The sequence below is a fragment of the Pseudomonas sp. GW456-E7 genome, assembly GCF_059424105.1.
On the sequence record NZ_JBWKZB010000040.1, the window covers coordinates 12,546 to 26,268 of the forward strand.

Annotated in this window: 13 protein-coding genes; 6 read left to right on the forward strand and 7 right to left on the reverse strand. The window is 62.3% G+C overall.

The window, feature by feature from the left end:
* Positions 1-273, forward strand: a 273-nt coding sequence (locus AC07YV_RS22495) for a hypothetical protein (protein ID WP_494990352.1), incomplete at its 5' end; no start/stop codon positions are given.
* On the opposite strand, the gene AC07YV_RS22500 is transcribed toward AC07YV_RS22495, so the two are convergent.
* The 6 genes from AC07YV_RS22500 to AC07YV_RS22525 all read right to left on the reverse strand — a co-directional run bounded on the left by AC07YV_RS22500 (position 249) and on the right by AC07YV_RS22525 (position 6,154).
* Positions 249-1,022 (reverse strand): hypothetical protein, encoded by a 774-nt coding sequence (locus AC07YV_RS22500; RefSeq protein ID WP_102701396.1) that lies wholly within the window; start codon positions 1,020-1,022, stop codon positions 249-251. The two genes, AC07YV_RS22495 and AC07YV_RS22500, sit on opposite strands and share 25 nt — an antisense overlap.
* Positions 1,023-1,038: 16 nt before the next feature.
* A complete protein-coding gene (locus AC07YV_RS22505; protein ID WP_102701395.1) occupies positions 1,039-1,857 on the reverse strand; it encodes a DUF2092 domain-containing protein in 819 nt (272 codons plus the stop codon).
* Between the two features lie 191 nt (positions 1,858-2,048).
* Complete coding sequence (locus AC07YV_RS22510) at positions 2,049-3,023, reverse strand: acetyltransferase (RefSeq protein WP_102701394.1); 975 nt, start codon at positions 3,021-3,023, stop codon at positions 2,049-2,051.
* Positions 3,024-3,034: 11 nt separating this feature from the next.
* Entirely contained in the window at positions 3,035-3,823 is a 789-nt protein-coding gene (locus AC07YV_RS22515) for an SDR family oxidoreductase (RefSeq protein ID WP_494990353.1), read from the reverse strand.
* A gap of 37 nt (positions 3,824-3,860) precedes the next feature.
* Positions 3,861-5,030, reverse strand: a complete 1,170-nt coding sequence (locus tag AC07YV_RS22520) for a sulfotransferase family protein (protein WP_102701392.1) — start codon at positions 5,028-5,030, stop codon at positions 3,861-3,863.
* Entirely contained in the window at positions 5,027-6,154 is a 1,128-nt protein-coding gene (locus AC07YV_RS22525; protein ID WP_102701391.1) for a DUF1214 domain-containing protein, read from the reverse strand. The genes AC07YV_RS22520 and AC07YV_RS22525 overlap by 4 nt, the downstream gene beginning before the upstream one ends.
* A 208-nt stretch (positions 6,155-6,362) precedes the next feature.
* Here AC07YV_RS22525 and AC07YV_RS22530 point away from each other — a divergent pair, with 208 nt between their 5' ends.
* The 5 genes from AC07YV_RS22530 to AC07YV_RS22550 all read left to right on the forward strand — a co-directional run bounded on the left by AC07YV_RS22530 (position 6,363) and on the right by AC07YV_RS22550 (position 12,390).
* Complete coding sequence (locus tag AC07YV_RS22530) at positions 6,363-6,833, forward strand: SRPBCC domain-containing protein (protein WP_102701390.1); 471 nt, start codon at positions 6,363-6,365, stop codon at positions 6,831-6,833.
* A 65-nt stretch (positions 6,834-6,898) separates the two neighbouring features.
* Positions 6,899-7,843 (forward strand): sulfate adenylyltransferase subunit CysD, encoded by a 945-nt coding sequence (gene cysD / locus AC07YV_RS22535; protein ID WP_173900840.1) that lies wholly within the window; start codon positions 6,899-6,901, stop codon positions 7,841-7,843.
* Positions 7,843-9,735 (forward strand): sulfate adenylyltransferase subunit CysN, encoded by a 1,893-nt coding sequence (gene cysN, locus AC07YV_RS22540; RefSeq protein WP_102701388.1) that lies wholly within the window; start codon positions 7,843-7,845, stop codon positions 9,733-9,735. Before cysD ends, cysN begins: the two co-directional genes overlap by 1 nt.
* Positions 9,736-9,887: 152 nt before the next feature.
* A complete protein-coding gene (locus tag AC07YV_RS22545) occupies positions 9,888-11,060 on the forward strand; it encodes a helix-turn-helix transcriptional regulator (protein WP_102701387.1) in 1,173 nt (390 codons plus the stop codon).
* Positions 11,061-11,322: 262 nt separating this feature from the next.
* A complete protein-coding gene (locus AC07YV_RS22550; RefSeq protein WP_102701386.1) occupies positions 11,323-12,390 on the forward strand; it encodes an alpha/beta fold hydrolase in 1,068 nt (355 codons plus the stop codon).
* 378 nt (positions 12,391-12,768) lie between these two features.
* On the opposite strand, the gene AC07YV_RS22555 is transcribed toward AC07YV_RS22550, so the two are convergent.
* Entirely contained in the window at positions 12,769-13,500 is a 732-nt protein-coding gene (locus AC07YV_RS22555) for a hypothetical protein (RefSeq protein WP_102701406.1), read from the reverse strand.
* Positions 13,501-13,723: the final 223 nt, after the last annotated feature.

Sequence of the window (13,723 nt, forward strand, 5' to 3'; positions counted from 1 at the left end):
GTAGGAGCTGCCGCAGGCTGCGATCTTTTGGCGGTTTCGGAGTTTCAAAAAGATCGCAGCCTTCGGCAGCTCCTACAGAAACACCCGATACCTTGTGGGCGCTGGCGCGGCCTGCGATCTTTTGCGGTTTCGGAATTGGTTGAGATCAAAAGATCGCAGCCTGTAGGAGCTGCCGCAGGCTGCGATCTTTTGGCGGTTTCGGAGTTTCAAAAAGATCGCAGCCTTCGGCAGCTCCTACAGATAGGGGATCAAGGCATCGGCACGACGGTGTAATAAACCCCGTTGGCGCCAAAGGACGGTCTCAACCAGGCGTTGCCGCACTGGTAATACGTGGTATTGGAGAAACTTATCAAGCCACAGCCTGGGGGCAGTGAGGCGTACGTCGCGCCCATGGGCATTGTCGGTGGTGCGGAAGCCACCATGCCGGCGTTATAGCTGGCGTTCTGGTTGGCGACCGTCGCGGCTGCTTCACCGACGACCACGCCGGCCGCAGCGGCGGCTGCCGGATTGACGCCCTCGTTATAGCCACAGTTGTAGCAGCCACTGCTGGCAATCACAGCGGTTGGCGGATGGTAGTAAGCGGTCCCGTAAGGCACGGCACGGTAGGCGGTTGTGCCATAAACGGGAGGGCGGTAAGCCGTCGTGCCATAGCCATCCGCGTGATAGCCGGCGGCGGTGGCGCCATTTTCAGCTTGCGCGTGCCAGGCACCTTCGCCACCCGACGCCGTTCCACCTTCCGCGCCCGTGCCGTGCCAGGAGCCCTCGCCGCCGGACGCCGTGCCGCCGCGATAGCCTGTGCCGCTCCAGCTCCCATCACCTCCGGAAGCCGAGCCGCCGCGATTGGTTTCGCCACTCCAACTGCCGCCCCCGCCCGAAGCCGAGCCGTATTCACCCGAATGACTCCATGAGCCCCCTCCTCCGTAAGTGCGCCCGAAGCCGGAAGCGTGGGACCAGGCCGCGGCCTGGTTGCAGGTGAGCAGCGCGACAAGCAGGCCGGCGAATTTCAAGGTAGATCTGTTCATGGATCAGTCTCCTTGTTCAGGGTTTCGCCACGGGTTCTTTTACCCCCTGTGGGGCACGAAGATCGGGCGGTGGGGCAAACTGAATGCGGTGGGCCGTTTCGATGTGGTCAGGCCTGAAAAAATCGGCAGGCATCGCCGACTGGAGCTTCCAGTCACTGAAATCGACTTGATGCCGGGATCGTGTCGGATCATCGAGAAACACGGCGCGCAACCGGCGTGGCAGCTTGTCCTGCACGCCGATCCACGCCTGCACGAACACGCTGTCGCTGGTATAGGCGATCACATCGGTGGTGGTATCACCGACCACCGTGCTTTGGCCGACGTAAAACGCCACGCGCAGGTCCCGGGACAAATCCTTGTAGGGATCGGCGACGATCACGTCGGTAAACGGAAAATAGATCGCGGCACGCTGGTACGCGGCCTCCAGGGTCGCATCAATGGTAGGCGGCGCGTCCGCCTGGGCCAGCAAGTCGCCTTTACGTTCGAAGGCATAGGCTTTTTTACCGTCGTAGTAAAACTCGGTGGCCGGACCGTCGCCGGACGTCAACACACGAAGGCGATCCGGTCGTTGCACATTGACCAGGTCCACCGTGCCATAGGCCAGGGGAGGCCCTAACCGGCTGGGTTTTTCGTAGGTCGTGACGGCTTTGAAACTCATGCCCTGAGTGCCCGCGAGCCTGGCACTCATTGCCTTTAGAACCTCCAATGCCTTGGGTTCCAGTTGCACCGCAGGCGGATTGGCAGAGGGAGCTTGTGCGGCGTGCAGGGGTATCGCGAACAGACCAATGGCTAGACCGAAACAGAACAACCGGACAGGCGTTTGGAAGGTAGGCATCGATTGTTCTCCACGGAAAACAGCGGGTCGATCGCGCGTCGTCAGACTCAGTAGCAAAGCTCAGTTACGGTGCGATTGCCATGCATTCGGGAAAATAGTTTGATCACGTCCAGTCAGAAACCCGCGCAGAGGCTGCAGCGCGTCAATCTGCAGGTGAAATCCGGCATCCATGCCGGACTGTCTCTGCAATCTCAGCAACATCCGGACGAATAAGCTGCAAGCAAGCGCTCTGCAAACGCGGGCAGATCCGACTCCGCCAAACGGTTGATGCCGGCTGCACGCTTGCGTCCACCCCCCGTCGGGAACTGACGGCAGAACGCATCCGCCGTCTGTTCGCTGCCGTCCGGTACACGAAGGCTGAACCCCCATTCACCATTGGCCTTGGCACTGAGCAGACCAATGGCCAGGTGCGGAGCCTGTGCCGCCAATTGATTGGCCAGCACCCCGCTGACCCGTCGCGCCCATGGCTGCGGCGGCAAGCGATAGAGCCGCGCGCCGTTGCCCTCACGCCACGGCACCAGGTCAGCGGCAGCCGCCATGTCGGCGGCATGCCCCTCTTTCAGGGTGATGAAACTCGCGCTTTCGCGGACGAAGTCCATTGGATCGCGGTACGGCAACAGTTCGCCAGCCAGGGCCAACGGATCGAAATGCAGGTCCTCCAGGCTGTCGCCGTAGGCGTTGTAGTTCAACAACTGACCCAGTTCTTCCAGCGCCACCACCTCCTCCGTATTCAACCCGTGTCGTTCGGCCAGCGCACGCGCCGGACCGGCCAGGCCATCACCAAATGCGGCGACCACCGCCCAGCGGTGCTCTCGTCCCGAGAGGTAGTTGTCCACCAGGATGCTGGTACACACATGGGCCGCCGTATCGATAAATGACTCGAATGCCGGGTGTCGCGGCAGGTCACCCGCATAGTGGTGATCGAAATAGCGCACCCGGGCACCGGCGTCGAGTAAACGCCGGGTATCCTCGCGATTCTGCTCGTGAGCCACATCCAGCACGGTGACCCGCTCGCCATGAGCGGCCGTGACCCGGCGCAACAGTTCGATATCGCGCTTGACCCCACTGATCAAGCGCACCTCGCGGTCCAGTTCCCCGGCCAGTCGCAATTGCTGCAGCGCACAGAGGCCGTCCGCATCGCCATTAAAGGCGCAGTGATCAATCATCTGTCTGTTCCTCAGCACATCATTTCGCCGCCGTTGGCATCCAGTTGCGCACCATTGATTGCACTGGCGTAGTCCGATGCAAGGAACAGCGCGGCGCGTGCGCACTCGTCATCGGTGCGCATGCGCCCCCCCGGGATCCCGGCACTCAGTTCAGCACGCACCTGTTCTTCACTGACGCCCCGGGCGGCAGCGGTCTGGCGGACCAGGGCCTGGACCGGCTCGCCCCACATCCAGCCGCACGCCAGGCCGTTGACCCGCAGGCCATGCGCCGCCTGCTCGGTCGCCAGGTAGCGCACTGTCGCGGCCAATGCGCTTTTCGAGGCGGCATAGGCGGCACCGCCCTGGTAAGGCTTGCGGACCCCCAGGGTATTGATCATGACAATGGCGCCGGTGCCCTGGGTGCGCATGGGCGCCAGCACGGCGCGGCTCATGTTCAGCGAGCCCAGCAGATTGACCTCCAGGGCCTCGCGCAATGGCGCGTTGTCGCCCTCCTCCACGGACTGGAAGCCGCCGTGGGAGAAGGCGCTGTTGATCAGCGCATCGATACGCCCGAATTGTTCCAGCGTGTTTGCGGCAAAGCGCTGACAGGCTTCGACATCGGTAATGTCCGTGGGTACACACAACACCTCGCAGGTATGGGTGAGCGCCAAAATACGTTGTTGCGCCTCAAGCAGGCGCGCCTTGTCCCGCGCCCCGATGGCAACGGCGCGCGCACCTTCGCGTGCGGCCTCCATGGCCAGCTTGATACCCAGCCCGGGGCCGACACCCGAGACCATCACGACCTTGTCTTTCAACAGCATGGGGAGATTCCTCTTGTTGTTATGAGCTGCAGGGGTTTCAGGCTTGAATATGCCGGGTCCGGTACTCGGCATAGTCTCGTTGCAAAATCTCTTCGCTGAGGCCGAACTGGCCGGGGCTGTAGTGATGAACCGCACGCTTTTCACGCCCGTTTGCCTGCAGCCATTGCGCCATGGCGGACCGGGTCTGCGGCGTCAATTGGAGGCCGGCAAACTGATAGATCCTTTCGACGACAGCCTGCGGCTCGGCCACGGTGTCTTCGAAGTGCACATCAAGGAAACGCTCCGGGGGCATACGCTCGCGGACGGCCATCCCATGGCGCAACGCACGTGCCATACGGCGGTTCCACTGCTCTCCTACGGCCTCGGCATCCGCCTCGTCGCTGTAGAGCAACCACAGGGTATGGATAAAGCTGGCCAGCGAAGGAATGGTCCTGGCGGGTTCGCGGTGGGTGAGAACGACCTGCGCCTTTGGAAAAACCTCGAACAGCAGCTCCAGGGTATGCAGGTGCTGCGGGCTTTTGAGCAGCCAGCGACGGCCAGGCTCGATGCCGCGACGTGCCTGCTGCCATTGCAGGAACTGCAGGGTTCGCTTGAGGTACCGATAGACCTGCGTCTGGTCCTGAGCGTCAAGCCAGGCGGTATAGCTGGGCACATTGACGTAGGAATCCATGGCGCACAGGAACGAGTGTTCCATCAGCATGAACTCTTCATCGGGCTGCTCGGCGTCCAGCGGGTGGATGGCCAGCAACTGCGGGAGGAACTCGATCATTCCCGCGACTTCGTCCCGTGCCCGGGCGATGCGCTTTTGTGGTTGCTCCAGTGTTTCACCGGGCAAGGGTGCCGGGTAACGGGTTTCCCACCACAACGCCTTGCTGAACTGCGGGTCCACCGCCAGTGTGCGCTGCAGCAGTGTAGTGCCGGTGCGCGGCAGGCCGACGATCACCAAGGGGTCATCGATGGCTTGCTCAAGGATCTCCGGGTGACGCCGCAAGTGATCCTCCATGACCAGGCGGTTGACCAGTTGCCCCAGCAGTTTTTCCCGCAACAGGCCCCGCCCGGCGGGCGACAGGCACGCTTCGTTCTTCAGGGCGTCGGCCAATACCCGCAAGCCCTGGCGAAAATCCCCGGGACCGAAGTCGTCGAGTCCCCCAGAACGGGCGCGGGCTTCGGCCAGCAAGGCATCCAGGGTGAAATCATCGGCGCTCATCGCACAATCTCCTTCAACGCATCGAGCTTGACCACGCGCGTGGTCGGGTGCACGGGATGCTGCGCCCCCACCCAGCGCAAGCACAGGGTGCCGTGGGGATGGCTGGCGGTTTCCAGCCAATTCTCAAGGCCCGGATCAACGCCGCAGAGCACCATGCGCAAGCGGCCATCGGCGTCCAGGCGCGCTGAGTGCTTGTTCAGGCAGATACGGTGGTAGCGGTAGTCCAGCGACTCCATCCAGTAGTTGTTGATCTGCACATTCCAGAAGTCGCAGTCAGGCACCTGATCGACCTCGATCAGCAAGGCCTCGTCTTCGGCCAGGGCCCAGTAGGAGTGGTAATAGAAAATGTTCGGGTCGCCCCCCACGGACTGGCACAGCGCCTGGTCGGCAGCTGGCAGTTGATTGGGATGGGCCTGGTAACCCTGGGCCCAATCGGCAAACAATCGGGCAGTGTTCTCGACGAAACTGCCCACCCGCTGCAGGCTTTGCTGCAAGCGTGGCGCCGTCAGCGGCTCGGGTGCCTGCCCGGCATTCAGGCGCTCTATTCGCAGTTGTGCCGGTTGCTCACTGCTACGGTCAAGAAACGTCTGGCGCACGATCAGGGCATTGCTCTGCGGCTCCAGCCGCAGCCAGTTGCCTTCAGCCGGCTGACGCTGGCTGAGGATGATTTCGAAGTGGCCCTCGGCATCCAGCGCCAGTGCCCCGGCATCGAGGAAACCGGTCTGGGTCATCTTGCCATCCGTCTCATACCCCCCCTTCTGGGAGCCGAAGCTGAGGTAGGCCACGCTGCCGCGGTGACCGCTGACCCGGTACTCATGCTCGCCGTTCAGGCGCGCATAGCTGTACCGGTTATCCGGGTTGTCGGCGCCGATTTTCGCGGTTTCATGGGACGGAGTGATGAAGCCCGGAAAGTCCGGGTCAGCGAATTCCAGGTGCATTTCCAGGGCAATGCGCAGTAACCGGGTGAGATAACGAAAGCCTTCGGCACGGGTCTGCACATCGGCCGGCGCTTCGCGGCGCAGTATCTGCTCGCCACTGCGGCGCAATTGCTCGCAAAAGAGGTTCCAGCTCTCACCGCTGAGCACCTCCTGATCGATCCTGTCTTTAACCATGTCTGCAACCATGTCGCTCTCCTCTGCCGGCGGACATCCCGCCGCTGCCAGTGACCTTAGGGAGTTCCCGCTTGCCGGTTCTTCGTCCGAGCGGACTAAGCGCCCGGCTAGTCCGCTCGGACGAGGAGCCGGGCATCCCGAGCGCGGAGGATCGCGCCTGAGCCCATGGCTTACTCCCGTCGCGATGCGTGGCGCGGAGTCACTCTCAGAGGAGTCACCCATGACCGCAGAGAAAAATCTGGTTCGTTCCGTCATCGTGGACATCGCCGCGCCAGCTGAACTGGTCTGGTCGGTACTGATCGACCTGGCGCGTTATCCGCAGTGGAACCCCTATACCGTCAAGGTCGAGTCGAGCCTGCGACTTGGGGAGCCGGTCAACCTGTTCCTGCCCCATCCGGGGCAACCGGGTGAATTGCTGCACGTGATCGAATACCTGGCGGACTTCGAGCCCCACCGACTGCTCGCCTGGGAGATGTATGCCAGTGCCGACAATCCGGACGCTGCCCGCCGCGAACAGCACATCGAGCGCACCGGTCCGGCCAGTTGCCGTTACCACACCACCGACCAATTCCTCGGTGCGACCGCCGACCAGGTCATGGCCAACCATGGTCCCTGGGTGCAACAGGGCTTCGATGCCGTAGCCCGCGCCCTCAAGGTGCGTGCCGAGACGTTGTACGCGTCCGTCGCGTGACCTTCAGCCGCTGTCGCGTTCTTCGTCCGAGCAGACGAAGAAGCGCCAGCGGCGCTTTACCTACCTTGGAGGTCCGCCGGAGCCAAACCCGGCAGAAATCGAGGAGGTATCCGATGTTGACTCATCTGCAATGGCTGGAAGCGGAAAGCATCCAGATCATCCGCGAAGTGGTCGCCGAGTGTGAAAACCCGGTGATGCTCTATTCCATCGGCAAGGACAGCGCCGTGATGCTGCACCTGGCGATGAAGGCGTTTGCCCCGGGCAAACCGCCCTTCCCCTTGCTGCACGTGGACACCACCTGGAAGTTCCGCGAAATGATCACGTTCCGCGACCAGACGGCATCGCGCCTGGGGCTGGAACTGCTGGTGCACGTCAATCCCGAGGGCGTGGAAAAGGCCATCGACCCTTTTACCCACGGCTCGGCCCTGCATACCGACGTGTGGAAGACCCAAGGACTGAAGCAGGCCCTGGATCACTATGGTTTCGACGCCGCTTTCGGCGGTGCCCGCCGTGATGAAGAGAAGTCGCGGGCCAAGGAACGGGTGTTCTCGCTGCGCTCCGAGCAGCATCGCTGGGACCCGAAACAGCAGCGCCCCGAACTCTGGCGCTTGTACAACACACGCAAACGCAAGGGTGAAAGCCTGCGGGTATTCCCGTTGTCGAACTGGACCGAGCTGGATATCTGGCAATACATCTACCTCGAACAGATCCCCATCGTGCCGCTGTATTTCGCCAAGGAGCGCCCGGTGGTTCAGCGTGACGGCACGCTGATCATGGTCGACGACGAGCGCCTGCCGCTGCGACCGGGAGAAACCCCGCAAATGCGCAAGGTGCGTTTCCGCACGCTTGGCTGCTACCCGCTGACCGGCGCCATCGACAGCGATGCCGACAACCTGCCGGCGATTATCAGCGAAATGCTGGTCAGCCGTACTTCGGAACGCCAGGGTCGACTGATCGACAGCGATTCGGCCGGTTCCATGGAGAAAAAGAAGCAAGAGGGGTATTTCTGATGAGCGCGCTGAACGACACCTTCAATGGCGACCTGACGCCCTATCTGGAACAGCAACAGAACAAGCAACTGCTGCGCTTCATCACCTGTGGCAGCGTCGACGATGGCAAAAGCACCCTGATCGGCCGCCTGCTTTACGAATCCAAGGTCCTGTTCGAGGACCAGCTAGGCCAACTCGAAGCCGACTCGAAAAAACTCGGCACCCAGGGCGACGAACTGGACTTCGCCCTGTTGGTCGACGGTCTGAGCGCCGAGCGCGAGCAAGGCATCACCATCGATGTCGCCTATCGGTTCTTCGCCACCGACAAGCGCAAGTTCATCGTCGCCGACACCCCCGGCCACGAGCAATACACCCGCAACATGGTCACGGGCGCCTCGACCGCCGACCTCGCGGTGATCCTCATCGATGCCCGCCAGGGCATCCTCACCCAAACCCGTCGGCACAGTTACCTGGTGTCCCTGCTGGGCATCCGCAAGGTCGTGGTGGCCATCAACAAACTGGACCTGGTGGACTATTCCCAAGCGGTGTTCGAACGCATCGAAGCCGATTATCGTGCGTTCGCCACGCAGATTGGCCTGCACGACATCCAGTGCATCCCGCTCTCTGCGCTGCGTGGCGACAACATGCTGGAAGCCAGCCCGAACACTCCCTGGTACCAGGGGCCGACCCTGCTCGAGCATCTGGAAAACGTCCCCCTTGAGCAGGCTCGACAGGTCGAGGCCGCGTTCCGCCTGCCCGTGCAATGGGTGAACCGGCCGAACCTCGACTTTCGTGGCTACTGCGGCAACGTCGCCGCGGGCAGCGTCAGCGTGGGGGATCGTATCCGGGTGCTCCCGTCAGGTCATCAGAGCGAGATCACCGGGATTTTAGGCAGCGCCGGGGAACAGCCACAGGCTCTGTGCGGCCAGGCTGTCACGCTGACGCTCAAGGACGAAATCGATATCAGCCGCGGCGACATGATTGTCCTGGCCGACGCACCGGCGGCCGTTGCCGACCAGTTCGAGGCGACGCTGGTGTGGATGGACGAAGAGCCGATGTTGCCCGGGCGTCCTTACCTGATGAAGATCGGCTGCCGCACCGTCAGCATGAGCTGCGCCAGCCTCAAGCACCGGGTTGATGTGAACAGCCTGGAACACCTGGCGGCCAAAACCCTGGAGCTGAACGGTATCGGTGTGTGCAACTTGCACCTGGACCGGCCGATCGCCTTCGATGCTTATGCCGATAACCGCGATACGGGCGGATTCATCATTATCGACCGCCTGAGCAACCGGACGGTCGGCGCCGGCATGCTGCACTTTGCCTTGCGCCGCGCACAGAACGTGCACTGGCAGGCCGTCGATGTGAACCGTGAGGCCCATGCGGCGCTCAAGGGGCAATCGCCGCGAATCCTGTGGTTCACCGGGTTGTCCGGCGCGGGCAAGTCGACCATCGCCAACCTGGTGGAGCGCAAGCTGCATACCCTCGGCCGGCACACTTACCTGCTCGATGGCGACAATGTCCGCCATGGCCTGAATCGCGACCTGGGCTTCACCGAAGCCGACCGGGTGGAGAATATCCGCCGGGTCTCGGAAGTGGCGAAGCTGATGCTCGATGCCGGTCTGATCACCCTGGTGTCGTTCATCTCACCGTTCCGTGCCGAACGCGAGATGGCACGCCGCCTGGCAGGAGACGGTAATTTCCTGGAAATTTTCGTCGATGCGCCACTGGCCCTGGCCGAACAGCGCGACCCCAAGGGCCTGTACCAGAAGGCCCGGCGCGGCGAGTTGAAAAACTTCACCGGGATCGACTCGCCTTATGAGCCGCCGGTAGCGCCGGACATCCATATCGATACCCGCAACGAGTCCGCCGAAACGGCCGCCGAACGTATCGTCGAGGCACTGCTGGCACTGTAAAAGCCCATGAACTCAGCGCTATGCCGGCATGAACCGGCATAGCGCTGCCTATCACATGGCCCGACAACCCGCCTAAGCCAAACGGACGATTTTCCCGCCATGGGCGCGATCAATACTCGAACGACAATAACAAGCAGCAGCGAGGCGCATCCATGACCCTCTCTCTTCCGGTCTGCACGGACCTGCAGCCCGATACCGAAATCCCGTCTGCAGAACTCAGTCACTTGCTTGCGCTGGTCTATCAAGGCCCCCTTGAATCCACACCCTGGTCCGGCCTGCTGGAAACCTTGCGTCAGCGTTTCGACGCCAGCTTCTTCACCCTGGTGCTACGCAACCCCGACCATGAACGGCCGGGGCTGATCGTCAACGCATCGATTCATGGTCCCCTGTTGCCAGGCGAGCCGTTCTACAGCGAACAGTACTACGCAATCTGCCCTTTCATAGACTGGCCTGTCGAGCAGGTGGCCAGTGCCGATCAGGTACTGGGCACCGATGCCTGGCTGGCCCACGACTTCTACCGCAACTATCTGCAACCCCTGGATCTGCGCCACGTCCTGGTCGCCAACATGCGCACGCCCACGGGTATGCACTGCGCCTTGTTCGCCTGCCGCAACCACGCCAGCCGCGACTTCGATACAACGGAGATTGCCCTGATTCGCCTGCTCCTGCCGCACCTGCAACAAGCGGTGGATCTGCACTCGGCGGTAGAGCAACTGGACTCCGAACGCCAACTCTATGCCGCGACCATCGACCGGCTGATGGTGGGCACGGCGATCCTCGACGAAGACGGCAGAATGATGCGTTGCAACCGCGCCGCCCAGCGACTGTTCGACAACCGTGACGGCCTGGAATGCCGGCACGACAAGCTCTGTGCCTTCACCAGCCAGCAGAACCGCAATGTCCAGCAAGCCATACAGGCCGTATTGAAACAACGCCAGCGGGGTCTCGATGACATCGAAGTGTTGACCCTGACCCGGCCAAGCGGCGAGATGCCACTCAATTTGCTGCTGCGCCCCATCCCCGTGAGCTATCAATCCCGCAACGGCGCACGCCGGCCCGCCGTAGCGGTGTTCATCCGCGACCCGGCGGACTCGCCGCAGGCATCGCGCAACCTGTTGCGCAGCCTGTTCCAGCTGACGCCGACCGAAACCGAAGTGGCCATGCTCGTCATGGACGGGCAAACCCTCGATGAAACAGCCCTGGCCCTCGGGGTTTCGCGCAACACGGTGCGTGCCCACTTGCGCGGGGTGTTCGCCAAGACCGGCGCCACCCGCCAGGCTCAATTGGTCAAGACATTGCTCAACAGTGTGGCGTCGCTTGGTTAGTTCAAAGACGGTAGATCCGTATTGACTTTCCCAACGCGAGCCTCGCGAGGCGTACGCTCGGCAAAAAAACCATGTGCGCAGGTCACGGGCCACGCATGACGCCGCTGTGTATCACACTGTGTCAGTGCGACGTCCCGATACACAGACTTTCATCCGGTCGTTGATTGGACACAGGCCGGATACGTTGCCGCGTTTCAATGCAAGCAAGGTTTACAGGGGTTCAGACCGAACCCCGGCCCATGGCTGGTAATGGAGACATCCCATGAAGATGGCACTGCGCAACAGCAACACCGGCAAGACTCGCCGCCACCTGGTCGGCCCATCGATCCTCGCACTCAGCCTGTTCGGTGTGCTCGGCGCAGCCCATGGGCAAACGGCCGCCAGCGTGCAGCCGGCTGCGACCCCTTCCCAAACCACTCAGGCGGCGCCCTCTCCGTTCGGCCCGCTCAAGCATGTCAACGCCGGGCTGTTGGACGTGGCGTACGCCGAAACCGGCCCGGCCAACGGACCGGTGGTGATCCTCCTGCACGGCTGGCCGTACGACATTCACAGCTATGATGACGTCGCGCCGCTGCTCGCCGCCAAGGGCTACCGGGTATTGATGCCCTATGCGCGCGGCTATGGCGATACGCATTTCCTCTCCGACCAGACCCTGCGCAATGGCCAGCCGGCTGCGCTGGCCAGTGATGTCATCGACTTCATGGATGCGTTGAAGATCAAGCAAGCGGTGCTCGGTGGTTATGACTGGGGTGCGCGTTCGGCCGACATTGTCTCCGCGCTGTGGCCGGAGCGGGTCAAGGCGCTGGTCTCGGTCAGCGGTTATCTGATCGGCAACCAGGCGGCCGGCAAGAACCCGTTGCCACCCAAGGCGGAACTGCAATGGTGGTATCAATTCTACTTCGCCACCGACCGCGGTCGCGCCGGTTACGCGAAAAACACCCACGACTTCGCCAAGCTGATCTGGCAACTGGCTTCGCCGAAATGGGCGTTCGATGACGCCACCTTCGACCGCAGCGCCAAGGCGCTGGACAACCCGGACCATGTCGACATCACCGTGTTCAACTACCGCTGGCGCCTGGGCCTGGTCCAGGGTGAAAGCCGCTACGAAGCGCTGGAGCAGAAGCTGGCCACGGCGCCGTCCATCAGCGTGCCGACCATCACCCTTGAAGGCGATGCCAACGGCGCACCGCACCCGGCCCCCGAAGACTATGCCAAGCGCTTCACCGGCAAATACGAGTTCCGGCTGATCAACGGCGGCATCGGCCACAACCTGCCGCAGGAAGACCCGCAGGCGTTCGCCAAGGCTGTGATCGATGCGGATCATCTTTAACATTGCGGTCTTCTGTAGGAGCTGGCTTGCCAGCGATGGTCGTTAACGATAACGCGGGTGAACTGGATCAACGCGGCGCACTGGAGTCCATCGCCAGCAGGCTGGCTCCTACAGTTTCAGCGTGGGCAGGGCCCCTTGTAGGAGCTGGCCTGCCAGCGATGGTCGTTAACGATTACGCGCGTGACCTGGATGAGCGCGGTGCACTTGAGTCCATCGCCGGCAGGCTGGCTCCTATAGTTTCAGCGTGGGCATGGTGCCTTGTGGGAACTGGCTTGCCAGCGATGGTCGTTAACGATTACGCGTGTGACCTGGATGAACGCGGTGCACTTGAGTCCATCGCCGGCAAGCCGGCTCCTACAGTTCCCTGTCATTCGATCGCTACGAGTAATGGATCTCACTCAAGTCGATCGACACCAGCAACGCCTCCTTGTTGACCTGCCCATCGGCCTTGCGCCGATAGGCTCGCCGCTTGCCCGGCATGTGCAAGCCGTCAGCCTGGACGTAGTCATAAACCAGTTGGGCAGCGGGCATGCCGCCGCTCACATCGACGTTGTAGTCGTGGCGGCGCAGCAGAAAGTCATCGCCGAAGTAGAAGTCCTGGATGGCGCTGTGGGTTGCGATGCTGTCGGGGAAGTGCACCCGCAAATGCCGCCAGAGCTCGGCGCCCTCTTGCAAGGGCTCGATTTCCTCGCTGGTTACGCCCGGCAAGGTGAACAGGAAGGGCATGGTCAGGTAGGACCACATCGCATAGCCGTTGAAGTAGGCCCGGTGCAAGGGGTCCCAGGCCGTGTGTTCCCCATGGCCCTTGAAAGATGCCCGGGGTGCCTGGCGCTCGGCAATCACCTTGCCCGCGGTATTCTCGATGGCGATTCGGTTCGGCGTATAGGCCGTGAATTGCCCCGGTGCACCGAAGGGTGTCACCGAGGCTCTTTGTTCATGCAGCCATGCGGTCATCTGCCGTGGCGCGCTGTCCTGGGTCAACCCTTTCATGCCCCAGAGCGAGCCGCCGGTGACGATCGTGGCGCAGACTTTATTGAAACTGTTCCAGCGCGCCAGGCCGCCATGAGCGGTCAGTATCCGGTCCAGCAGTTCGCGATCCTGGGCAGGCATGATTGCGTCCCCTCCTCGTCCGTTAGCGCTTGCATCACTATCAGAATAATGGATCCCCGGCCGCGTGCTGGACCGGGCCGATGGACAGCCCGGTTGAGACGAGCGCATCGTTGGTCCGGCGTTGTCGGCGATTGACCAGTCTGTAGGAGCGAGCTTGCTCGCGATGGTCTCGAGAGCGCCGTGTTTACCCAGAAAACAAGCGTTATCGTTAGCGACCATCGCT

Bases quoted from the DNA above. Each gene is read 5' to 3' on its own strand.
- AC07YV_RS22505 (WP_102701395.1), bottom strand. From the start codon at position 1,857: ATGCCTACCTTCCAAACGCCTGTCCGGTTGTTCTGTTTCGGTCTAGCC.
- AC07YV_RS22520 (WP_102701392.1), bottom strand. From the start codon at position 5,030: ATGAGCGCCGATGATTTCACCCTGGATGCCTTGCTGGCCGAAGCCCGC.
- AC07YV_RS22555 (WP_102701406.1), bottom strand. From the start codon at position 13,500: ATGCCTGCCCAGGATCGCGAACTGCTGGACCGGATACTGACCGCTCAT.
- AC07YV_RS22545 (WP_102701387.1), top strand. From the start codon at position 9,888: ATGACCCTCTCTCTTCCGGTCTGCACGGACCTGCAGCCCGATACCGAA.
- AC07YV_RS22530 (WP_102701390.1), top strand. From the start codon at position 6,363: ATGACCGCAGAGAAAAATCTGGTTCGTTCCGTCATCGTGGACATCGCC.
- AC07YV_RS22550 (WP_102701386.1), top strand. From the start codon at position 11,323: ATGAAGATGGCACTGCGCAACAGCAACACCGGCAAGACTCGCCGCCAC.
- AC07YV_RS22515 (WP_494990353.1), bottom strand. From the start codon at position 3,823: ATGCTGTTGAAAGACAAGGTCGTGATGGTCTCGGGTGTCGGCCCCGGG.
- AC07YV_RS22525 (WP_102701391.1), bottom strand. From the start codon at position 6,154: ATGGTTGCAGACATGGTTAAAGACAGGATCGATCAGGAGGTGCTCAGC.
- AC07YV_RS22500 (WP_102701396.1), bottom strand. From the start codon at position 1,022: ATGAACAGATCTACCTTGAAATTCGCCGGCCTGCTTGTCGCGCTGCTC.
- AC07YV_RS22510 (WP_102701394.1), bottom strand. From the start codon at position 3,023: ATGATTGATCACTGCGCCTTTAATGGCGATGCGGACGGCCTCTGTGCG.
- cysN (WP_102701388.1), top strand. From the start codon at position 7,843: ATGAGCGCGCTGAACGACACCTTCAATGGCGACCTGACGCCCTATCTG.